Here is a 20,079-nt window from a genome sequence, read left to right on the forward strand (position 1 = left end):
ATGCGCGTGGCATCGGGGGCGGGTTCGCTCGGCAAGCCGCTTACCCGAGCGAGGGGTCGATCGGAACCCGGTAGCCGTTGACCAGGCGATTGGTCTCGTTGGCCATGCCGACCACCGCCATCACCTCGCCGAACATCGCGTCGGTCATCCCGGCCTTGCGGGCGGCGGCGGTATGGCTGGCGATGCAGTAGCCGCAGCCATTGCTGGTGCTGACCGCGAGATAGATCATCTCCTTGACCAGCGGGTCGAGCGCGCCTGGCGCCATCACCTCCTTCACGCTCTCCCAGGTACGCCGCAGACCAATGGGATCATGTGCGAGGTACTTCCAGAAGTTGTTGACGTCCTTGAGGTTCCGCGAGGTCTTGATGTCGTCGTAGACGGCGCGGACCGCTGGCGGCGCGTCGGCATATTCGATCGGCTTCAATCGGCTCATCTTGATGTCTCCGGTATGGTCGTTCGGGGTTCGGCAGGATCGCTGCGAACGCCGTCAGATGTTGAGCTCGATACCCTTCTTGCGGAGCAGCTCGCTCAGATTGAGCATGTCCCAGGTCGTCTTGCCCTGGAGCAGCTCGCGGCGGAAACGGGCTTCCTTCTCCTCGCGGGTCTTGGACGCCGCGGCGATGGCGACGATCTCCGCCTTCGGCACGATGCAGACGCCGTCATCGTCGCCAATCACGAGGTCGCCGGGCTCGATCAGCATGCCGCCGGCAACGATCGGCTTGTTCAGCGCGCCGAGCGTTTCCTTCACCGAGCCCTTGATCGACAAGGCGCGCGCGAAGACCGGGAAGCCGATCTCGGCGATGGTCGCGCCGTCGCGCACGCCGCCGTCGACGACGAGGCCGGCAATGCCCTTGCCCATGGCGCAGCTGGCCATCACATCGCCGAACAGGCCCTGCTCGGTGAAGCCGGCCGAGGCGCAGACGATGACGTCGCCTGCCTTCGCCATCTTCAGCGCCGCGTGCAAGGTGAGGTTGTCGCCGGGCGGGCAGACGCAGGTGAAGGCCGGGCCCAGCACCTTCATGCCGCGCCGGACGGGCTTGATGCTGGAATCGAGCGCGCCGCGGCGTTCCATGGCTTCATGGGCGGTAGCCGAGGCGACCGAAGCATAGGCTTCGCGATAGTTGAATTCGGTCATGATCTCTATCCGATGAAGGAGGGTCAGCGGGTGACGTTGGCTACGCCCCAGACGTAGTTCTTCCGGGGGAATTCTTCCCAGTACTGGCGCATGTCCTTGTGCGGGAAATCCTTGTATGGCCGCTTGCGCATGCGCTCGACATCGATGTCGACGCCGAGGCCCGGCGCGGTCGGCAGGTCGATCCAGCCATCCTCGACCTTCAGCCCGGGCGAGCCGATCTCGTCGCAGGCCTCGTTGAGGTTGATGAAGCACTCGGCGATCAGGAAGTTCGGGATCACCGCCGAGAAATGCACCGTCGCGGCGAGCCCGACGATGGTGCTGTTGTAGTTGTGCGGGCTGATCGCGATCGCGTGCGGCTGCGCCATCGCTGCGATGTCGAGCATCTGCTGAAGGCCGCCGACGGCGCAGATGTCGGGGTTGAGGATATCGGCCGCGCGCTTCTCGAAGACCCGGGCGAAATCCTCCTTGGTATAGAGGGTTTCGCCGGTCACGACGGGCGTCGAGATCGCGCGGCGGACTTCCGCGACGAGGTCGAGATTGTCGGAGAGGCAGGGCTCCTCATAGCAGAAGATGCCGTATTCCTCGAGCCGCTTGGCGACGCGGATGGAATGATGCGGCGCGACGCGGCGGTGCGCGTCGATCAGCAGGTCCATGTCGGGGCCTAGCGCCTCGCGCATCGCCTTGACGTTGGCGACGGCGTAATCCTCCTCCTCGCGCGTGATGAAGGTTCGCCACGGCCCGGGGAACGGGTCCCATTTCAGCGCCGTATAGCCCATCTCCTTGACCTGGAGCGCCCGCTCCACCGTCGACTCGATATCGGTGACGCCGTACCACCAGCCATTGGCGTAGACGCGGACCTTCTCGCGCGAGGCGCCGCCGAGCAGGTTGTAGAGTGGCTGTCCGGCCTTCTTGCCGACGATGTCCCACATCGCCAGCTCGATCGCGCTCCAGGCGCAGAAGAAGTCGACCGAGGAGCGCCTGATGGCGAAGTCGTCGAACATCACCTGTGCGGTGTGGCGGATATTGTGCGGGCTGCGCCCGATCACATAGGGCGCCATGGCGCGGATATAGTCGTCGACGACCTTCTCCTTCTTCACACCGACATAGGATTCGCCCCAGCCATAGAGGCCGTCATCGGTCTCGATGCGGCAGAACAGCAGGTTCTTGCCGCTGCCGGGGTGGAAGAAGAAGGTTTCGATACGCGCGATCTTCATCGCCAGCTCCGGAATTGGGGTCAGGGCCGCAGGATGGTCTGGCCGGTGGTGGCCCGGCTTTCGAGGGCTGTCTGGGCAGCCGCTGCCTCCTTCAGGGCGAAGACCTGGTCGATCTCCGCCTTGACCACGCCGCGGCGCATCGCCGCGAACAGGTTGCTCGACATCGCCTCGAGCCGGGCCCGGTCCTTGATGAAGGGGAAGATCGAGGGGCGCGAGAGCGTCGCGCATTTCGGCGCGAGGCCGGCGATGGCGAAGGGCGGAACCGGCCCCGAGGCATTGCCGTAGCTGACGATGTGGCCGAACTCGGCGACCGCGGCGAGCGAGGCCTCGAAGGTATCCTTGCCGACGCCGTCATAGACGCAGTGGCAGCCGCGGCCGCCGGTCAGCTCCTGCACCCGGGCCCCGACATCCTCGCGGCTGGTGACGATGACATGGTCGGCGCCGGCGGCGCGGGCCTTGGCCGCCTTTTCGTCGCTGGAGGCGGCGCCGATCACCAGGCAGCCGAGCGATTTTGCCCAGGCGGCGAGCAGCAGGCCGACACCGCCGGCGACGGCATGGATCAGCACGGCGTCGCCGGCCTTCGCCTGCGTCATCCGGAAGAGCAGCATCTCGGCCGTCATGCCCTTGAGCATCAGCGCTGCGGCCTGATCGTCGGAGATGTCGCCCGGCAGCTTGACCAGGGCCGCAGCGTTCATGACGCGGCGCTCGACATAGGCGCCGGGAGCGCCGGTGACATAGGCCACCCGGTCGCCGGCGCTGAGGCCGGTGACGCCGGGGCCGACAGCCTCGACCACGCCGGCGGCTTCCATGCCGGGCGAGCAGGGCATCGTGCCCATCTTGTAGAGGCCGGTGCGAACATAGATGTCGATGAAGTTCAGCCCGATCGCCGTGTGGCGCAGCAGAACCTCGCCTTGGCCGGGTTTGCCGGGGTCGAGATCGACCCATTCGAGCACGCCCGACCCGCCATGCTGGCGCAGGATGATTGCCCCGCTCATGTCTTGTCCTTCATTTTATTCATCTTGAATCGGGCTGCCGGCTGCCGGCATCCGGGAGATCGCGTGTCGTCAGACGGGCGAGGCCTGCCCCTTGCGGGTCAGCAATTCGCCGAGCTTGTAGACGTCCCAGGGCGTCTCGCCGGAAGCGAAGCGCTGCTTTGCGGCGGCCTCCTTCTCAGCCCGCAGCTTGCAGGCCGCGAGCACGGCATCGACGGTCTCGAACGGCACCACGACCAGCCCGTCGGCGTCGCCGATGATCACGTCGCCGGGGCGCACCAGCACGCCGCCGAGGACGATCGGCTCGTTCAGCGAGCCCAGCGTCTCCTTGATCGTGCCCTTGATGCAGATGCCGCCTGCGAAGACCGGAAAGCCGACCTCGCAGATCGTCGCGGAGTCGCGCACGCCGCCATCGGTGACGAGGCCCGCGAGCTTGGCGCCGACGGCGCAGCTCGACATCACGTCGCCGAACATGCCCTGCTCGGTGCAGCCATGCGCGTCGCAGACCAGGACGTCGCCCGGCTTCGCCATCTTGAGGGCGGCATGCAGCGTGAGATTGTCATTGGGCGGGCATTCGCAGGTGAAGGCGGTGCCGGCGACCGTCATCGCCTCGTCGACCGGCTTGATGCCGGAGGCGAAGGCGCCGCGGCGGCCCTGCGCCTCGAAGACGGTGGCGGAGCCATAGGCGAGCAGGGCCTGGCAGGTCTCGGGCGAAATGCGCGGGGGCAGGGGGGCTGTGGACATGGCGGCTCTCGTCAAAAACGTCAGGACTTGGCGGGGCGAGGCGCGGCAGCGAGGGCCGCGTCGAGAATGGTGAGCGCGGCGTCGAGCGAAGGCGGCTGACTGCCGCCACTGGCCGCGACGACGCCGCTGGCAGCGCTGCGCTCCATCAATTGGACGATGGCGTCGGTCATCAGCGGATCGAGGCCGGTCTCGGCGACGGCGGCGCGTGACATGCGCATCTCGTCGGCGCGGCGGCCGGCATGCGGAACATGCGAGCGCACCAGCATCGCGGCGGTGTCGAGGGCAGGGCGGGCATCGAGGAAGGCGCAGAAGCTCTGCAGCACCTCCGCCTCGACGCCCATGCGCCGCGCCGCGATCAGGGCCTCGACATAGAGCGCCTCCAGCCCCTTGGCGAGGACGCTGCGGACGATCTTGATGCCGGCAGCCGCGCCGAAGCGCTCGCCGACCGGTGAGATGTCCATGCCATAGGGCGCAAAGCGCTCGACGAACCGGTCCACCTCGGGCCCGGCCGCGACGATCGGCACGCGATTCCGCGAGGTCGGGGCGGAGCCGAGGATCGCGGCATCGACGAAGCGGCGCCCGGCGGCGGCGACATAGGCGCCGACCGCCGCCTTGTCGGTCGGTCCGAGCGAGGTCAGGTCGACATAGAGCGCATCGGGACTGACATGGCTCGCGCAGCTCTGGGCGACCGTCATCGACGCCGAGGGCTGGACCAGCACGAACACGGTCTCGGCGCCGGAAAGTCCTTCGGGACCATCGAGAAGCGTGACCCCGGCCTGCTCGGCCCGCTCGCGGATCCGTGTCCGGAACGGCCCCCGGTCGGCGGCGACATCGAAGGCGGCCATGCCGTCGAAACCCGCCTCGCGCAGGCCGCTGGCGATCGAGAAGGCCGCCTCGCCGAAGCCGACGAAGGCGAGCCGAAACCTGCGTGCTGCGGCGCTCACCATTTCTCGGGCGCCACGATCGCGGCCGTCTCGGCGGCCGACGCGCCGGTGCTGATCGCGTCGATCAGCGTCTTCTCCTTGGCGGCGACCTCCTCGGCCCGCGCCAGCACTTCGGCGGCGATGGAAAGCGGCACGACGATGACGCCGTCGGAATCGCCGAGCATCAGGTCGCCCGGACGGATCTGCACGCCGGCGATCTCGACGATGCCGTTGAACTCCAGCAGCTCGAAACGGTGCTTGCCGGTGCGCGGCGTCGCCCCGCGCGCCCAGACCGGCAGGCCCATGCGGCGCATCGCGTCGGTATCGCGCACGCAGCCGTCGACGACGACGCCGGCAAAGCCGTGCGCGGCGACGGCGGTCGCCATGATGCCGCCGATGTTCGAGGCAGCCGGGCAGGCGCTGCCGTCGATCACCATCACGTCGCCGCGCTGCGACAAAGTCACCGCGTCGAGCGCACCGAGGCGAGGGGAGGTCTTGTTGGCGATGTTGTAGCCGCTGGTCAGCCGGGCGGCGCCGTGCTTGACCGTGATGGCTGGGCCGACCATGCGCTGGCCCGGCGCGATCGGCGGCAGGGCCGTCGTCGGGATCGCCGAGTCGACGCCGTACTCGTCGAGGATGTCGGCGATGGCGGAGGTCAGGTCGGGCAATTGCCGGAAGCGCGCCACCAGATCCGCCGACGGACGCTCGAATGCGACGGCGCGGATACGCTCGACCGGGATCGTTCCGAGGAGCCGGCCCTCATAGGCGGCGAGCTGTTTTTCGATGCTGGTTGTCATGCCGCTGAACGCGCCTCGTACCGATTGCTCGATTCAATGGCATGCGCTTCGCATGCCATAAAGCGAATTAAATTCAGTTTCATCGATCGCAAAAATGCATCATTCTTGCTCGGCCTTCCTGAGTGGCAAGAGTCGGTGTTTCTCGTATTTGTCTCGCCAGGATCGGTAATTCTCAGCTGGATCGATCCGGATCGAAAAAGCGACCAAGTTTGACTTGAGTGATTGCTTTTTCTATTCGGTCTATGGACCGGCGAAAGGGGCCAGCCATGTTGACCTTCAAGCAAATCGAAGCCGCCTACTGGATCAGCAAGCTCGGCAGCTTCCATGCCGCGGCGAAACGGCTCAACACGACCCAGTCGACCGTCTCCAAGCGCATCGCCGAGCTCGAAAAATACCTCTCGATCGAGATTTTCGACCGCAGCAACAAGACGACGCAGCTCACCATCAAGGGGCGCGAGCTGATCGACGATTTCGTCCAGATGCTCGATCTGCAGCAGAACGTCGTGCGCCGCGTCGGCAGTGACGTTTCCTATGCCGGGCGCTTCCGCTTCGGCGTGACCGAGATGGTCGCCCTGACCTGGCTCCCGGCCCTGATCGCCGGCATCAAGCAGCTCTATCCGGACATCATCCTCGAGCCGAAGATCGATCTGACCGTCAATCTGCGCCAGCAGATGGTCACGCATCGGCTCGACATGATCATCTGCCCGGCGCCAAAGACCGACAACAGCTTCCCGACGGTGCCGCTCGACTTCCTGGAATCGGAGTGGATGTGCAGCCCCTCGCTGGTGGGAGCGAAGGGCGTCGTGCCGATCGAGCGCCTGATGGAGCTGCCGCTGCTGACCTATGCCGAGGGCTCGCTGCTGCATCTCAACCTGCTGCAGGCGCTGGCGGCGATCGACATCAAGCCGCAGAACACCATCACCTGCAACAGCATGATCGCGCTGGCGGAAATGGCGAGCGCCGGGCTCGGCATCACCTATCTGCCGACCGGCTACTTTTCCGCCTATCGCCAGGAGGGCTATCTCAGGCCAGTGCGGACCAATCTCGTCCTGCCGCCGCTCGAATACCTCGCCGTTCATCGCAACGACGCCGTCAGCCGCAGGATCGCGCAGCTGGCGCGCGAGACCTGCGATTTCGGGATCCCGCGCTGGCGCCGGCCGGAGGAGGCCAGCGCCGCCCGCGAGGCGTCCTGAGCGGGCATGCTCAGCGCACCTTGTATTTGCGCACCGCATCCTGGAGCGTCGCGCCGGTGCGCATGAAGCCCTGCATCTCCTCCTCGACCTCGACGAGCTCATGTGCCTTGGCGGCGATCGCGCCGGCCTGGGCCGGGTCGATGACGATGACGCCATCGGCATCGCCGACGATGATGTCGCCGGGGCGGATCAGCACGCCGGCGCAGATCACCGGCTCGTTGCGGATCGCGGTCGCAAAGCGGAAGTGACCGGCGCGCGGCGAGGTGCCTTGCGCGAAGATCGTCATGCCGAGCGGCCCCATTTCTTCGAGGTCGCGGATCGCGCCGTCGGTGATCAGGCCGAGCGCCCCGACCGCGGCCGCCCGCGTCGCCATGTTGCCACCCCAGTTGGCATGGGTGGCGATGCCCTGCGTCGCGATCACCATGATCGAGCCGGGACCACAGCCGTCGATCACCTCCTGGATCGCCAGCGAGAATTCGGGCTTGATCTCTTGCTGGCCGCCATTGGAGGGCAGGGGGACGCGCCCGATCGTCCGGGCGCGTCCGAGAATGCGCTTGCCGACGAGCAGGCGCACGGACGGGCCGAGCGCCGTATCCTTGAGCCCGAGCGCGAACATCGCGTCGGACAGGGTCGAGACCTGCAGGTGCTCGAACTGGGAGAGCTCGGGATCGTTGGCGGGGGTGGCTGAGGACATGATCGTCTCCTGGGCATCGGAGCCCGGCCGGCCAGGGGCGGGCGTTCGGTGAAATGGGGGCCGTCTCGGCCGGGCTATTGCGGCTTGAGGCCGGCGGTCTCGGCCGCCGCCTTCCATTTGATCAGCTCGGAGCCGACGCGCTTGCGCAGTGCCTCCGGGGTGTCGGGCGCGGGCAGGAAGCCGATCTCATAGAGGCGCGCACGCAGGGCAGGGCTCGCCACGGCGTCGCTGAAGGCCTTGCCGAGTTTCTCGACTATCGGCTTCGGGGTTCCGGCCGGCGCGAAGACGCCGCTCCAGGAATAGGCTTCGACCGGGGTGCCGGCCTCCGCCATGGTCGGCAGGTCCGGCGCGTTCGCGGCGCGTATCCCGGCGGCGATCGCCAGGCGGCGCAAGCTGCCATCGGCGATATAGGGCTCGGTCGCGGCGAAGGTGTCGAACATGAAGGTCAGCCGGCCGCCGAGCAGCTCGGTGATGGCCGGCGCCGAGCCGCGGAAGGGCACATGGGCGGCCTCGACCCCGGCCGCCGTCTTGAACAGCTCGCCGGCGAGGTGGAGCGGTCCGCCGACGCCGGAGGAGCCGTAATTGATCTTGCCGGGATTGGCCTTGAGATAGGCGACCAGCTCGGCCACGGTCTTCGCCGGCACATCGCGGTTCACCACCAGCACGAGCGGCACCTCGGCCAGCATCGCGACGGGCTCGAAGCTCGTCTGCGCGTCGAAGCCCAGCGACTTGTAGAGCGCCTGGTTCATACCATGGGTCGCAGCCGTGCCGAGCAGCAGCGTATAGCCGTCCGGCGCGGCACGCGCGACGGCGCTCGCCGCGATATTGCCGGCGCCGCCGACGCGGTTGTCGATCACCAGCGATTGCTTGATCGCCTCCGAAACGCCCGGCGAGATCAGGCGCATGAAGATGTCCTGGCCACCACCGGCGGCGAAGGGCACGAGAATGGTGACGGGGCGGGCAGGGTAGTCCTGCGCCAGTGCCGGCGAATGCCCCAGTGCCGCGCAGGCGGCAGCGGCCATGCCGCCGAGGAAGGTTCTGCGGTCCACGATATCGGTCCTTTTCGAGCGTTGGACGGGGGCGGCATCAGGTGCCGCCGCCGGATCAGTTCTGCATGCCCCAGCGCCGGATCGTGGCCGCCTCGATGCTCCGGAAGACCACCCCCTCGACGATCAGTCCGATGACGATCACCGTGAAGAGTCCGGCGAAGACATGCGCGGTTTCGAGCGCGTTGCGGTTCTGGAAAATGTACCAGCCGAGACCGGCCGAGCTGCCCGAGACGCCGAAGACCAGTTCGGCCGCGATCAGCGTGCGCCAGGCGAAGGCCCAGCCGATCTTGAGCCCGGCCAGGATCGAGGGAAACGCCGCCGGGATCAGGATGGAGAGCACCATGCGCAGGCCACCCAGCCCGTAATTGCGGCCGACCATGCGCTGCGTCTGACTCACCGAAAGGAAGCCGGTGAAGGCGTTGAGCGAGACCGCCCACAAGACCGAATGCACGATCACGAAGATCAGGCTCTCCAGGCCGAGGCCGAACCAGAGCAGCGCCAGCGGCAGGATCGCGATCGCCGGCAGCGGGTTGAACATCGCAGTCAGCGTCGCCAGCAGGTCGGTGCCGATCCGCGTCGAGATCGCGATCGTGGTCAGGACCGCGGCGAGCAGCACGGCCGTGCCATAGCCGATCAGCAGCACGCGCACCGAATTGCCGACCGCCGAAAGCAGGACACCGCTCGACATGTCGGTCGTCCAGGCAACCAGCGTGTCGCTCAGCGAGGGAAACATCAGCGGGTTGTCGGCGAAGCGCGCATAGACCTCCCAGAGGATGCCGAGCGCGATCAGCACCATACCCCGACGCAGCGGCGTATGCGCCATGGCACGCTGCCAGAGCCCGACATCGCGGACGATCTCGCCGATAGCCGCGGCGTCGAGCGTCTGGTGCTCGATGCTCGGGCGTGCCGGCAGTTCCTTGAAGCGCGTCCGGCCGCGCATGGCGTGAATCGCCTCAGCCATCGACCTGCCTATCCATGTGCGATCTTCTCCTCGCCGAAGAGCATGCCGTTGATCTTGCGATTGAAGGCCATGAACTCCTCGCTGCCGGCGTCCTCCTGCTTGAAGGGCGTGGCATCGAGTTCGGCGCGGATCTGGCCGGGGTGAGGGGTCATCACCACGATCCGGCTGCCGATCACGATCGCCTCCTGGATCGAGTGCGTGACGAAGACCAGGGTGAAGCGGATCTCGTTCCAGAGCTCGAGCAGCTCATCCTGCATGCGCCGGCGCGTCAGCGCGTCGAGCGCCGCGAACGGCTCGTCCATCAGCAGGATCTCGGGCTCCATGGCGAGTGCCCGGGCGATGGCGACGCGCTGCTTCATGCCGCCCGATAGGGTGTGGGGGTGGCTGTCGGCGAATTTGGCGAGCCCGACCTTCTCGACCGCGCGCATGGCCCGGTCTCGCCATTCCGAGCGCGGAAAGCGCCCGGTCTTGCGCATCGGGAACATCACATTGCCGAGCACGGTCTGCCAGGGCAGGAGCTGGTCGAACTCCTGGAAGACCATCATCCGGTCGGCCCCCGGGCCGGAGATGCGCTTGCCGGCAAGGCTGATCTCGCCCTCGACCGGTGACAGGAAGCCGCCAATGCCCTTGAGCAGCGTCGATTTCCCGCAGCCGGACGGGCCGAGCAGGATGAAGCGGTCCTGCCGCTGCACGTCGAAGGAGACGCGGTAGGTCGCCGTGACGATCTGGCGGCGCGTCTGGTACTGGAGCGTCACGTCGCGGACGCTCAGCAGGGGCGTCGCCGCCTGCTGAGCCTGCACTTCCATCGGCTCGCGCATCATAGCAAGAGCCATCGCACTAGCTGCCGGAGCCCTGGTTGACGGGCGGGAAGAACACGTCCTGCCACTTGGCCGGCGCGGCTTTCAATTGCCCGAGCTTCACCATGAAATTGGCAGTGTCGATGATGCCGTTCGGCTCGGTCGTGTATTCGTTCTTGTTGTTCTCGATGACCTTGAGCATCTCCTCGGCCGAGAGCTTGCTCGGCTCGGCGGCGGTGTAGATCTTGGCTGTTTCGGCGACCTCGCTCTGGATGAAGCGTCCAGCCTCGTCGAGCGCCGCGACCACCGCGGAAGACAGCTCCTTGTTCTCCTCGACGAACTTCCTGAGCACGCCGACCACGCCATTGGTCATGTTCGGCGGATTGTACTCCGTCGTCCGGCCGATGACGTGGACGTTCGGCTGCTGCGCCAGGAACTCGGCGAAGGGCGACAGCGCGAAATAGACCTGGACCGTATTGCCGGTGGTCAGCGCCGCGACCGCATCCGGATGGGGCAGGGAGACGATCTGCTTGTCGAAGCGCAGCGCCTCGCCCGGGCCGAAAATCTTCTCGGCGGCACGGCGCAGGATCAGCGCCTGCGAGCTCGTCGGGCCCGGCGTCGCGACCTTGTCGGTCGGGCGGATGTCCTTCAGCGACTTGATCGCCGGGTCGTTGGCGAAGATCGTGTAGACGCCCTTCCAATAGGCGCTGAGCCCGCCGAGATCGTAGGCGCGCCGGGTCTTCTCATGGGCGATCAGCAGGCCGAGCGTACCGAGCGCGCCGACCTGGATGTTGCCGCTGATCAGCCCCTCGGTGATCGCTGTCGGACCGCTCAGGCGCACGAAGTTAATCTTGGGATCGCGCACGCCCGCCTTCTCGGCCGCCTTGGTGAACAGGCCCTGCCGCTCGGCAACGATAAAATTCAGATAGGGCAGGCCATATTGGATCGCAAAAGTGATCGGCTTGGTTTGCGCCCAGACGGCCGGCGCGGGCAGGGCCAGCGTGGCCGCCGTTCCCGCTAACAGCTTGCGGCGATTAAGATTCATGACGTTTCAATCCCCATTGAGAAGGTCGATCTGTGCCGACTACTTAGATGGGGCTTTGCCCCTGGGACCAGCCTAAAACTGGAGAGCATGAAGTAAAGAGAACAATGTTCAGCTACGACAATCGCTTTTTGGAATTATCATCTACGCAACGGGGCAGCTGGAGAGCATTGGTCTCGCGCCGTTTGGGCGATCATTGCGTCGGCCGCCGCCGGCCGCTCGAAAACTCCGAGTCGCCGGTGTTCGGCTCTGGCCGGGACCGAAGCGTGCCGGGAACGGCAGCCGAGCAGCGCGTCAGCGAAAGACAACCCAAGATGGAATCGAGCTGTATCTGGACAGTTTCGATACGTGCGTTAAGCTGACTAAAGGGAAGGGATGAAAGGGCGGCAGATGATCAAGCTCAAGGACCCCGAGGGGAACGAGCGCGAATTCGATCCCGGCAGGATCGTACTGATCTTCTATTCGAAGTTTCTCAGCCCACCGAAGGCCAAGGGCAATATGGTCTACGATGGGACAATTCGCAGCTTGCTCGCCAAGCCGGACGAAATCGTCGCGGCTGTCGGCGGCCATGCCAAGCTGATCCAATTGACCTTGCCTGAAGGCGGGCTCGCTTCCGCCAAAGGTCCCGCCTGGTTCAATGTCGCGATGATCGACACCGTCACGCAAGGCAAGGCCGGCGCTGTCGTCAAGATGAAGCCCCAGCGCGGCGTGGTGCTCGTCAAGGAGAGCAAGCAGCAGGTGCTCGATCGCATCGAAGCTGCCGGCTGATGCGCGCCGCGGCTGGACGGAGCAGGCGGACATTCGCCAGTTTGTCTGCCTGCGCCTCAATAGCCACGATTCGCATAAGACATATTATGGAACTTAAATCTGACCCATGGAGCTGCAGACGGCCGGCGCTTACATGAGCCGCCTCGTCAAACCGTCAGGGTCATGCCGTCATAGGCAGGTTCGACATTCGCCGGCAAACGCTTGGAAAGGCGTACATAATCGAAGTCGACATGCAGGTTGGTCAGCACCGTCCGCCGCGGTGCCAGCGTCTCGATAGCACCGAGCGCCTGCTCCAGATTGAAATGGCTCGGATGCGGCGCATCGCGCAGGCAGTCGAGGATCAGCAGGTCCAGCCCGGCCATCGCCGCCATGGCCTCAGGCGGGATCGCGCTGACATCCGGCGCGTAGCCGATGCCGCCGAAGCGGAAGCCGAGCGCGTCGTAACCCGGGCCGTGCTCGAGCCGGAACGGCAAGGCCTCGATCGCGCCGCCTGGCCCGTCGACGACCTGGAGCTCGCCGGCCGTGAGCGGAGCCAGATCGAGGATCGGCGGATAGAGGCTGCCCGGCGGCGTCTCGAACAGATAGGCGAAGCGTGAGCGCAGCGTCGCGCCGGTCACCGCGTCGGCATGGACCGGAATGCGCTTGCGCATGTGCAGGACGAGCGCCCTGAGATCGTCGATGCCATGCGTGTGGTCGGCATGGTCATGGCTGAACAGCACGGTATCGAGCCGGGTCACGCCGGCGTCGATCAGCTGCTCGCGCAGATCCGGCGTGGTGTCGACCAGCACGCTCGTCGTGCCTCCGGCGCCTTGGCGCTCGACCAGCACCGAGCAGCGCCGGCGGCGGTTCTTCGGATTGGCGGGGTCACAGGCACCCCAGCCGGAGCCCGGCCGCGGCACGCCGCCGGAGGAACCGCAGCCGAGGATCGTGACCTTCAGGCTCATGCGGATACCAACCCGGATCAGCCGACCTGCGCCGGGCGCGTGGCGTGGTCCATCTTCCAATAGCAGCGGCGCGCATTTTCCGTGGTGATGCGCGCGATCTCGTCGAAGGAGACGCCTTTCACATCAGCCAAAATCTTTGCAGTCTCAACGACATAGGATGGCTCGTTGCGCTTGCCGCGATAGGGCGTCGGGGCGAGGTAGGGCGCATCGGTCTCGACCAGCAGGCGTTCCAGCGGGATCTCGCGGGCGATGGCCCGCAGCGCCTCGGAGGTCTTGAAGGTCAGGATGCCGGAGAAGGAGACGTAGAGGCCGAGCGCGACGCCGGTCCGCGCCAGCATCTCGCCGGCGGTGAAGCAGTGCAGGATGGCGGGGAAGGCGCCCTTCCCCATCTCCTCGCGCAGGATCGCCGCCATGTCCTCATCCGCCTCGCGCGAATGGATGACGAGCGGCAGCTGCGTCTCCCGGGCGGCGGCGATATGGGTCAGCAGGCCCTGCTTCTGCGCCTCACGCGGGCTCTTGTCGTAATGGTAGTCGAGTCCGGCCTCGCCGATGGCGACGCAGCGCGGATGCCGCGACAGCTCGACCAGTTGCGCGGCCGTGACGTCGAGTTCCTCATGGGCACCATGCGGATGCGTGCCGACGGTGCACCAGACCGAAGGGAAACGTTCGGCCAGCGCGGCATAGGCCGGAAAGCGCGCGACCCGCGTCGAGATCGTCACCATCCGACTGACGCCGGCAGCCTCCGCCCGGCCGACATAGGCTTCGATATCTCCGGCGAAATCGGGGAAATCGAGGTGGCAATGCGTGTCGATCAGCATCAGGAGGCCGGAGCCTCCTCAGGCTCTACATAGCGCGGGAAGACCGCGCTCGGCGCCGGCAGCACCGTGCCCGAGGTCAGGCGCCCAGCCTCGCCGAGCGTGGCGAAGCTGCGCGCTTCGTCCGGGATCGCCAGCAGGTCGAGCAGCTTCGCCATGGCTTGCGGCATGACCGGCTGGGTGAGGAGCGCGACCTGGCGGATCGTCTCGATCGTGACGTAGAGCACGGTATCGCGCCGGGCCGGGTCGCTCTTGGAGAGCTTCCACGGCTCATTGTTGGCGAAATAGCGATTGGCCTCGGCGACCACGGCCCAGATGTCGGCCAGCACGACATGCAGGGCGAAATCCTCCATGGCGGCACGTGTCTTCGCCAGCAGTCCGTCGGCCTGCGCCAGCATGGCGAGGTCGGCCTCGGTCAGCGCGCCGGCCGGCGGCACCCTGCCCTCACAGTTCTTGGTGATCATCGACAGCGAGCGCTGCGCCAGATTGCCGAGATCGTTGGCGAGGTCGGCGTTGATACGGCCGACGATCGCCTCATGGCTGTAGTTGCCGTCCTGGCCGAAGGAGACCTCGCGCAGGAAGAAATAGCGCAGCTGGTCGACGCCATAGGCATCCGCCAGCCCGAATGGGTCGACGACGTTGCCGAGCGATTTCGACATTTTGGTTCCCTTGTTCAAAAGGAAACCATGCCCGAAGACGCGCTTCGGTAAGGGCAGCCCCGCCGACATCAGGAAAGCCGGCCAATACACCGTGTGGAAGCGCACGATATCCTTGCCGATGATGTGAACATCGGCCGGCCAGTAGTGCCAGCGCGGGTTGCTCTCGTCGGGAAAGCCGCAGCCCGTGAGGTAGTTGTTGAGCGCGTCGACCCAGACATACATCACATGCTTCGGGTCGCCCGGGACGGCCAAGCCCCAGTCGAAGGTGGTACGGCTGATCGAGAGATCCTCGAGTCCGCTCTGGACGAAGGAAACCACTTCGTTGCGGCGCGTCTCGGGTGAGACGAAGTCCGGCACATCCCGATAGAGCGCGAGCAGCTTGTCCTGATAGGCTTTGAGGCGGAAGAAATAGCTCTCCTCCTCGACCCATTCGACCGGCGTGCCCTGCCCGCCCAGGCGCGTGCCATCGGGCTGGAGGGTCGTCTCCTCCTCGCCATAGAAGGCCTCGTCTCGGACCGAATACCAGCCGGAGTATTTGGCGAGATAGATGTCGCCATTGGCCTCCATCCGGCGCCAGAGCTCCTGCGTCGAGGGCAGGTGGTCGGCATCGGTGGTGCGGATGAAGCGGTCGAAGGAGCAGCCCAGCTGCTGCTCCATCTCCTTGAAGCGTGCGGCGAAGCCGTCGACGAAGTCCTGCGGCGAAAGGCCGTTCTGCGCAGCGGTGCGCTGCACCTTCTGGCCGTGCTCGTCAGTGCCGGTCATGGCGAAGACGTCGTAGCCGTCGAGGCGCTTGAAGCGGGCGATCGCATCCGCAGCCACCATCTCATAGGCGTGGCCGATATGCGGCGGGCCGTTGGTGTAGTGGATCGCGGTCGTCAGGTAGAACTTCGGGGCCGAGGCCATGGTCTGTCCGCTGCTGTCTCGTTTCACGCCGCGCGCGATCGCGCTACCGCCTCGGACAGATCGTGAAACAGCGACATGACGAGGGGGCGTCGGTCGAGATTATAGGTTTCCACCTCCCGGGCCGAGCGCGCAAGTCTCTCCCACACCTCCGCCAGGGGTGCAAGCCGTGCCGGCCCGACCGCGGCATGCGCATGGAGATGGGCGCTGAGCCAGCCCTGGATGGTCTCGATCAACACCGCGAACTCGGCCTCGCCGGCCTTGCCCGCCACATCCTCTCCGAGAGCCAGCAGGGCCGGAAGATCGACGCCCGGCAGCGCGTCGAGCCGCGCCCTCACCGCTTCGACCAGAGCCAGCGTCGCCGGGTCGACATAGCTGAGCGCCCGCTTCACCGAGCCTTCGGAGAGCGCAGCCGCCCGTTGGAGCGCGGAACCGTCATAAGGCAGGCCCATCCGCTCGAGCGCGATCCGGCCGGCCTCGGCGACATCGCCCTCGGACAGAGGCTCGAAGCCGAGCAGCCGGCAGCGCGAGCGGATGGTCGGCAGGATCCGGCCCGGCGCATGTGCGACGATCAGGAAGAGTGTGCGGGCCGGCGGCTCCTCGAGCAGCTTGAGCAGGGCATTGCCGGCCGAGCGGTCGAGTTCCTCGCTGGAATCGACGATGCAGACGCGCCAGCCGCCCTCCCCGGCGCTGGAGCCGAAGCGCTCGAGCACGCGGCGGACCAGATCGACCGGGATGTTGCTGGTGAAGCTCTTGCCGTCGGGCTTTGGGATCCGGCGCAGCAGATGCAGGTCTGGATGCGATAGCGCCATGATCTTGCGCGTCGCGCCATCATCGGCGGGCATGGAAAGATCGCCTGCGGTGCTGGCGCGGCGCATCGGATCGCCCTCCGCCAGCAGAAAGCGCGCGACGCGATAGGCGAAGCTCGCCTTGCCGATGCCCTCCGGCCCACCCAGCAGCCAGGCATGGTGCAGCCTGCCGGAGCGCAAGGCCGCGAGAAAGGCCTGCTCCTGGCGTTCATGGCCGATCAGCGCCAGCGTTTCGCGCGGATGCGGCGCATTGGGCAGGCGGTCGGGTTCATTGGTCGATTCGATCATGCCGGCGCAATCTGCGGTAGCCGCAGCCGGCTGGCCAGCGCCTGCCAAGCCTGCTCAGCCAATTGCTCTGGAGACCGGCTGGCGTCGAGCACGACGCAGCGGCCGGGCTCGGCCGCTGCGATGTCGAGGAAGGCCTGGCGCAGCCGGCGATGGAAGTCGAGCGTCTCGCCCTCGAAGCGATCGACCGCCTCGCCCGGCAGCCGGCGGCTCGCGGCACGGGCCAGTCCGATCTCGGGCGCGAGGTCGAGGATGAGGGTGAGCTCCGGCTTCAACCCGGCAATGGCGACGGTCTCCAGTGCGGCGAGCTTCTCGGGGCCGATCGCGCCCAATGCACCCTGATAGACCCGCGTCGAGTCGATGAAGCGGTCGCATATCACCCAGGCTCCGCGCGCCAGCGCCGGCTTGATGCGCCGGTCGACATGGTCGATGCGGGCGGCGGAGAACATCAGCGCCTCGGCGAAGGCGCCATAGGGCTTGATCTGGCCGGCGAGCAGCGCGTTCCGGATCCGCTCGGCTTTCGGCGAGCCGCCGGGCTCGCGCGTCAGCTCGACGGTGAGGCCGAGCGCGCCGAGCCGGGCGGCCAGCGCCTTCGCCAGCGTCGACTTTCCGGCACCCTCCCCGCCCTCCAGCGTGATGAAGTGGCCGGCTTCCGGCGCCGACGCGCTGGTGTTCTGCTTGGTCATCGCCGCGCTCAGCTCCGCCCGAGCGCCTTGCGGATCCAGCCGGTCGAGACCTCGAACAGGGCATCGAGCGCGCGCTGCTGCAGGCTGCCGACCTTCACCGCCTCGGCCGTGTAGAGCGGGATGTCGAGCGTCTTGACCTCGCCGCGCGTCACCAGGAGCCGCGCCACCTGGGCACCCTCCTCCACCGGTGCCTGCAAGGGGCCGCGATAGACGATACGGGCGTTGAGGCGTTCATTGCTGCCCCGCGGCACCAAAAGGTTGATCGGCCCTCTGGCCTTGAGGGCGACGCGTCCCTTGTCGCCACCATAGACGCTGGCTTCGCCGACTGTTTCGTCCGCAGCGAAGACCTGGCGCTGCTCGAAGGAGCGGAAGCCCCATTCGAGCAGCTTGCGCCCCTCGCTCGCCCGGTCACGGGCGTTCTTCAGCCCGGCGACCACGACGATCAGGCGCTGGTCCTTCTGAACCGCCGAGCCGACCAGCCCATAGCCGGAATCGTCGACATTGCCGGTCTTGAGGCCATCCGCGCCGATATCCATCGCAAGCAAGGGATTGCGGTTCTGCTGCTTGATCTTGTTCCAGGTGAACTCGCGCTGGCCGAAGATCTTGTAGAGATCGGGATAGGTCTTGATCAGATGGTCGGAGAGGCGCGCCAGCTCGCGGGCCGTGACCTTCTGCTCGGGGTCGGCCATGCCGGTGGCATTGCGGAACACGGACTTGCTCAGGCCGAGCGCCCGGACCCGCTCCGTCATCAACCGCGCGAAGTTCGCCTCGGTGCCGGCGACCGCTTCGGCCAGGGCGATGGCGGCATCGTTGCCGGATTGCACGATCAGGCCTTGCAGAATGTCGCCAAGCTTCACCCGGCTGTTGACCAGCGCGAACATGGTCGAGCCGCCCGAGACGCCTCCGCCCTTGCGCCAGGCGTTCTCCGAGATCGATATCTCGGTATCGAGGGTCATCCTGCCCTGCTCGATCTCCTGGAAGGCGACCAGCGCCGTGGCGATCTTCGCGAGGCTCGCCGGCACCATGAGTTCGTCGGCGGCTTTTTCGTAGAGAATGGCGCCGCTGCCGGAATCGAGCAGCACGGCATGGGGCGCGGCAGATTGGAAACTCTGGGCGCCCGCGCCGGGAATGGCCGCGAGCAGAAACGCCAAAGCGCCGAGCGAGCGCCCGCCACGCGCCAGAAAACGGCCGAACATGAGCATCGAACGACCTCGCGCCATCTCTCGATCAGATGATGGCGCCGTGCGGGCGGTCAAGCCCGGCGCGGATCAATTCCGCGCAAGCGGCTGGAGAATCTGCGGCTTGACGCCGGAAGCCAGCGGGTGGCCGGCGGCGAAGCGCGCCGACGGCGCCTTTTCCGGGGCGGCGAAGAGGCTGGCGACGCTGGTCCGCGGTGTAGCCGACGCGGAGGTCATGACGGCCGGCCGCAGAACCGGGACAGGCTTGCTGGCGTTGGCGATGGTGTCGAGATCGAACGGGCGCTCGGGCGGCAGCCTGACACCACGCATCGGAACGCCGTCGCCCGCGGTGCTGACGGTCGAGACCTGGATCGGGCTCTGGAGCGGCGCGCGCTGCGGTTGCTCGGCGTAGGCCTGAACCACGGGCTGCGAGGCCGGCGCCGCCCGGACGGGAACCGGAGCCGGCTGCGGGCGTTGTTCTTCTGAATCGGAGCTGGAATCGACCTGCGTATTGCCGGCGACGAGGCTGCGCGAGCTCTGACCGGGGATCGAGGCCGGCTGGCCGTCGGTACGAAGCGATGCGAGCAGCAGCTTGTCGTCGGAGCCGCCGAGCGAGGCCTGGCCGAGATACTCGACCTTGACGCGCGCCGTGCCGAGATGGCGGAAGGCGAGCGCGTCGGCCGTGCGTTGCGACACGTCCATGAGGCGGCCGCCATGGAACGGGCCGCGGTCGTTGACGCGCACGATGATGGAGCGATTATTGGCCACGTTGGTCACGCGGGCATAGGCCGGCAGCGGCATGGTCGGATGCGCGGCGCTGATGGCGTAGCGGTCATAGATTTCGCCATTGGCGGTGCGGCGGCCGTGGAAGGCCTCGCCATACCAGGAGGCGGTGCCGACCAGCGTATGGCCGACCGGCTTGTCGTAAGGCGTGTAGCGCTTGCCGGCGACGGTATAGCTGCGGCCGATCAGCTGGCGCCCACCACCCTTCGGGACCGGTTGGCCTTCCTGGACGACGCGGGCGCTGGCGGGGCCGTATTTCGAGGACGGGAAGGCGCCGATCTCCTTCGACTTGCCGCGGCGGGCGACGCCGTCATTGGCGCAATTGGCAAGGAAGACGCCGGCCACCATGACGCAACCGAGGCGGGCAGCCGTCTTGATCAACGGGGTGCGGGAACGGGAGTTGTCGCGGGCTTCATTGGCGCTGGCTGCCACCGGTGCCGAAGAGCTCGCGCGTCCCATCATGCCCAAATTCCTGCGGTTCGCCAAAAACAGCACTACGCTCGCCGCGAGATCGCAGCGATACGCCAGCTTTCGGCCGATTCAATTAAGGGATCGTTAAGGCGGCGAAGCGCGCAGGCGACACCGTTAACAAAAGCCCAGCTGCCCCCTTTGGGCGGGCACAAAGGTGTCGGAAATGCGGCAGCTGTCAACCCGCCTCCATCTCTCCGCCATTTTTCGGGCCGGCGTGGCCTCGATGCAACGACGCTCTCG

At 66.7% G+C, this 20,079-nt stretch carries 21 protein-coding genes; 2 read left to right on the forward strand and 19 right to left on the reverse strand.

The window, feature by feature from the left end; all coding sequences use genetic code 11:
- Positions 1 to 40: 40 nt before the first annotated feature.
- From J0J10_RS04090 to J0J10_RS04120, 7 genes are all read right to left on the reverse strand, one after another.
- Positions 41 to 433 carry a carboxymuconolactone decarboxylase family protein gene (locus J0J10_RS04090; RefSeq protein WP_291645392.1) on the reverse strand — a complete coding sequence of 131 codons (393 nt, stop codon included), beginning with the start codon at positions 431 to 433 and terminating at the stop codon, positions 41 to 43.
- 54 nt (positions 434 to 487) lie between these two features.
- Positions 488 to 1,135, reverse strand: a complete 648-nt coding sequence (locus J0J10_RS04095) for a 4-carboxy-4-hydroxy-2-oxoadipate aldolase/oxaloacetate decarboxylase (protein ID WP_291645393.1) — start codon at positions 1,133 to 1,135, stop codon at positions 488 to 490.
- A gap of 23 nt (positions 1,136 to 1,158) precedes the next feature.
- On the reverse strand, positions 1,159 to 2,349 hold the full coding sequence (locus J0J10_RS04100; RefSeq protein ID WP_291642613.1) for a mandelate racemase/muconate lactonizing enzyme family protein: 1,191 nt from the start codon (positions 2,347 to 2,349) through the stop codon (positions 1,159 to 1,161).
- Between the two features lie 20 nt (positions 2,350 to 2,369).
- Positions 2,370 to 3,344 (reverse strand): quinone oxidoreductase family protein, encoded by a 975-nt coding sequence (locus tag J0J10_RS04105; RefSeq protein WP_291645394.1) that lies wholly within the window; start codon positions 3,342 to 3,344, stop codon positions 2,370 to 2,372.
- Between the two features lie 69 nt (positions 3,345 to 3,413).
- On the reverse strand, positions 3,414 to 4,085 hold the full coding sequence (locus tag J0J10_RS04110; protein WP_291645395.1) for a 4-carboxy-4-hydroxy-2-oxoadipate aldolase/oxaloacetate decarboxylase: 672 nt from the start codon (positions 4,083 to 4,085) through the stop codon (positions 3,414 to 3,416).
- Positions 4,086 to 4,105: 20 nt separating this feature from the next.
- Entirely contained in the window at positions 4,106 to 5,029 is a 924-nt protein-coding gene (locus tag J0J10_RS04115) for an NAD(P)-dependent oxidoreductase (protein WP_291645396.1), read from the reverse strand.
- Positions 5,026 to 5,805: an RraA family protein gene (locus J0J10_RS04120; RefSeq protein WP_291645397.1), complete on the reverse strand. Its 780-nt coding sequence runs from the start codon at positions 5,803 to 5,805 to the stop codon at positions 5,026 to 5,028. The genes J0J10_RS04115 and J0J10_RS04120 overlap by 4 nt, the downstream gene beginning before the upstream one ends.
- Positions 5,806 to 6,071: 266 nt before the next feature.
- Here J0J10_RS04120 and J0J10_RS04125 point away from each other — a divergent pair, with 266 nt between their 5' ends.
- The gene (locus tag J0J10_RS04125; protein ID WP_291642602.1) at positions 6,072 to 6,998 is read left to right on the forward strand and encodes a LysR family transcriptional regulator; all 927 of its coding nucleotides are present in this window, start codon (positions 6,072 to 6,074) and stop codon (positions 6,996 to 6,998) included.
- 10 nt (positions 6,999 to 7,008) lie between these two features.
- Here J0J10_RS04125 and J0J10_RS04130 read toward each other — a convergent pair whose 3' ends face one another.
- From J0J10_RS04130 to J0J10_RS04150, 5 genes are all read right to left on the reverse strand, one after another.
- Positions 7,009 to 7,692 carry an RraA family protein gene (locus J0J10_RS04130; protein WP_291645398.1) on the reverse strand — a complete coding sequence of 228 codons (684 nt, stop codon included), beginning with the start codon at positions 7,690 to 7,692 and terminating at the stop codon, positions 7,009 to 7,011.
- A gap of 74 nt (positions 7,693 to 7,766) precedes the next feature.
- The gene (locus tag J0J10_RS04135; RefSeq protein ID WP_291639869.1) at positions 7,767 to 8,741 is read right to left on the reverse strand and encodes a Bug family tripartite tricarboxylate transporter substrate binding protein; all 975 of its coding nucleotides are present in this window, start codon (positions 8,739 to 8,741) and stop codon (positions 7,767 to 7,769) included.
- 55 nt (positions 8,742 to 8,796) lie between these two features.
- On the reverse strand, positions 8,797 to 9,702 hold the full coding sequence (locus J0J10_RS04140; protein WP_291645399.1) for an ABC transporter permease: 906 nt from the start codon (positions 9,700 to 9,702) through the stop codon (positions 8,797 to 8,799).
- 8 nt (positions 9,703 to 9,710) lie between these two features.
- The gene (locus J0J10_RS04145) at positions 9,711 to 10,508 is read right to left on the reverse strand and encodes an ABC transporter ATP-binding protein (RefSeq protein WP_291645607.1); all 798 of its coding nucleotides are present in this window, start codon (positions 10,506 to 10,508) and stop codon (positions 9,711 to 9,713) included.
- A gap of 31 nt (positions 10,509 to 10,539) precedes the next feature.
- Positions 10,540 to 11,544 (reverse strand): ABC transporter substrate-binding protein, encoded by a 1,005-nt coding sequence (locus tag J0J10_RS04150; protein WP_291645400.1) that lies wholly within the window; start codon positions 11,542 to 11,544, stop codon positions 10,540 to 10,542.
- A gap of 387 nt (positions 11,545 to 11,931) precedes the next feature.
- Here J0J10_RS04150 and J0J10_RS04155 point away from each other — a divergent pair, with 387 nt between their 5' ends.
- Positions 11,932 to 12,309 (forward strand): hypothetical protein, encoded by a 378-nt coding sequence (locus J0J10_RS04155; RefSeq protein ID WP_291639878.1) that lies wholly within the window; start codon positions 11,932 to 11,934, stop codon positions 12,307 to 12,309.
- A 146-nt stretch (positions 12,310 to 12,455) separates the two neighbouring features.
- Here J0J10_RS04155 and J0J10_RS04160 read toward each other — a convergent pair whose 3' ends face one another.
- The 7 genes from J0J10_RS04160 to J0J10_RS04190 all read right to left on the reverse strand — a co-directional run bounded on the left by J0J10_RS04160 (position 12,456) and on the right by J0J10_RS04190 (position 19,830).
- Positions 12,456 to 13,253, reverse strand: coding sequence for an MBL fold metallo-hydrolase (locus J0J10_RS04160; protein ID WP_291645401.1), 798 nt, complete (start codon positions 13,251 to 13,253; stop codon positions 12,456 to 12,458).
- 17 nt (positions 13,254 to 13,270) lie between these two features.
- Positions 13,271 to 14,071, reverse strand: a complete 801-nt coding sequence (locus J0J10_RS04165; protein WP_291645402.1) for a TatD family hydrolase — start codon at positions 14,069 to 14,071, stop codon at positions 13,271 to 13,273.
- Positions 14,071 to 15,630, reverse strand: a complete 1,560-nt coding sequence (gene metG / locus J0J10_RS04170; protein WP_291645403.1) for a methionine--tRNA ligase — start codon at positions 15,628 to 15,630, stop codon at positions 14,071 to 14,073. The genes J0J10_RS04165 and metG overlap by 1 nt, the downstream gene beginning before the upstream one ends.
- 23 nt (positions 15,631 to 15,653) lie before the next feature.
- A complete protein-coding gene (locus J0J10_RS04175; RefSeq protein ID WP_291645404.1) occupies positions 15,654 to 16,724 on the reverse strand; it encodes a DNA polymerase III subunit delta' in 1,071 nt (356 codons plus the stop codon).
- Entirely contained in the window at positions 16,721 to 17,407 is a 687-nt protein-coding gene (tmk, locus tag J0J10_RS04180; RefSeq protein WP_291645405.1) for a dTMP kinase, read from the reverse strand. The genes J0J10_RS04175 and tmk overlap by 4 nt, the downstream gene beginning before the upstream one ends.
- Before the next feature lie 8 nt (positions 17,408 to 17,415).
- On the reverse strand, positions 17,416 to 18,603 hold the full coding sequence (locus J0J10_RS04185; protein ID WP_291645608.1) for a D-alanyl-D-alanine carboxypeptidase family protein: 1,188 nt from the start codon (positions 18,601 to 18,603) through the stop codon (positions 17,416 to 17,418).
- Positions 18,604 to 18,675: 72 nt separating this feature from the next.
- A complete protein-coding gene (locus tag J0J10_RS04190; RefSeq protein WP_291645406.1) occupies positions 18,676 to 19,830 on the reverse strand; it encodes a septal ring lytic transglycosylase RlpA family protein in 1,155 nt (384 codons plus the stop codon).
- Positions 19,831 to 20,079: the final 249 nt, after the last annotated feature.

The organism is Allobosea sp. (assembly GCF_017308075.1).
Classification (GTDB): Bacteria; Pseudomonadota; Alphaproteobacteria; order Rhizobiales; family Beijerinckiaceae; genus Allobosea.

Coding starts and splice junctions, on each gene's coding strand:
- J0J10_RS04090 (WP_291645392.1), bottom strand. CDS start 433: ATGAGCCGATTGAAGCCGATCGAATATGCCGACGCGCCGCCAGCGGTC.
- J0J10_RS04095 (WP_291645393.1), bottom strand. CDS start 1,135: ATGACCGAATTCAACTATCGCGAAGCCTATGCTTCGGTCGCCTCGGCT.
- J0J10_RS04100 (WP_291642613.1), bottom strand. CDS start 2,349: ATGAAGATCGCGCGTATCGAAACCTTCTTCTTCCACCCCGGCAGCGGC.
- J0J10_RS04105 (WP_291645394.1), bottom strand. CDS start 3,344: ATGAGCGGGGCAATCATCCTGCGCCAGCATGGCGGGTCGGGCGTGCTC.
- J0J10_RS04110 (WP_291645395.1), bottom strand. CDS start 4,085: ATGTCCACAGCCCCCCTGCCCCCGCGCATTTCGCCCGAGACCTGCCAG.
- J0J10_RS04120 (WP_291645397.1), bottom strand. CDS start 5,805: ATGACAACCAGCATCGAAAAACAGCTCGCCGCCTATGAGGGCCGGCTC.
- J0J10_RS04125 (WP_291642602.1), top strand. CDS start 6,072: ATGTTGACCTTCAAGCAAATCGAAGCCGCCTACTGGATCAGCAAGCTC.
- J0J10_RS04130 (WP_291645398.1), bottom strand. CDS start 7,692: ATGTCCTCAGCCACCCCCGCCAACGATCCCGAGCTCTCCCAGTTCGAG.
- J0J10_RS04140 (WP_291645399.1), bottom strand. CDS start 9,702: ATGGCTGAGGCGATTCACGCCATGCGCGGCCGGACGCGCTTCAAGGAA.
- J0J10_RS04145 (WP_291645607.1), bottom strand. CDS start 10,508: ATGGAAGTGCAGGCTCAGCAGGCGGCGACGCCCCTGCTGAGCGTCCGC.
- J0J10_RS04150 (WP_291645400.1), bottom strand. CDS start 11,544: ATGAATCTTAATCGCCGCAAGCTGTTAGCGGGAACGGCGGCCACGCTG.
- J0J10_RS04155 (WP_291639878.1), top strand. CDS start 11,932: ATGATCAAGCTCAAGGACCCCGAGGGGAACGAGCGCGAATTCGATCCC.
- J0J10_RS04160 (WP_291645401.1), bottom strand. CDS start 13,253: ATGAGCCTGAAGGTCACGATCCTCGGCTGCGGTTCCTCCGGCGGCGTG.
- J0J10_RS04165 (WP_291645402.1), bottom strand. CDS start 14,071: ATGCTGATCGACACGCATTGCCACCTCGATTTCCCCGATTTCGCCGGA.
- metG (WP_291645403.1), bottom strand. CDS start 15,630: ATGGCCTCGGCCCCGAAGTTCTACCTGACGACCGCGATCCACTACACC.
- J0J10_RS04175 (WP_291645404.1), bottom strand. CDS start 16,724: ATGATCGAATCGACCAATGAACCCGACCGCCTGCCCAATGCGCCGCAT.
- tmk (WP_291645405.1), bottom strand. CDS start 17,407: ATGACCAAGCAGAACACCAGCGCGTCGGCGCCGGAAGCCGGCCACTTC.
- J0J10_RS04185 (WP_291645608.1), bottom strand. CDS start 18,603: ATGTTCGGCCGTTTTCTGGCGCGTGGCGGGCGCTCGCTCGGCGCTTTG.
- J0J10_RS04190 (WP_291645406.1), bottom strand. CDS start 19,830: ATGATGGGACGCGCGAGCTCTTCGGCACCGGTGGCAGCCAGCGCCAAT.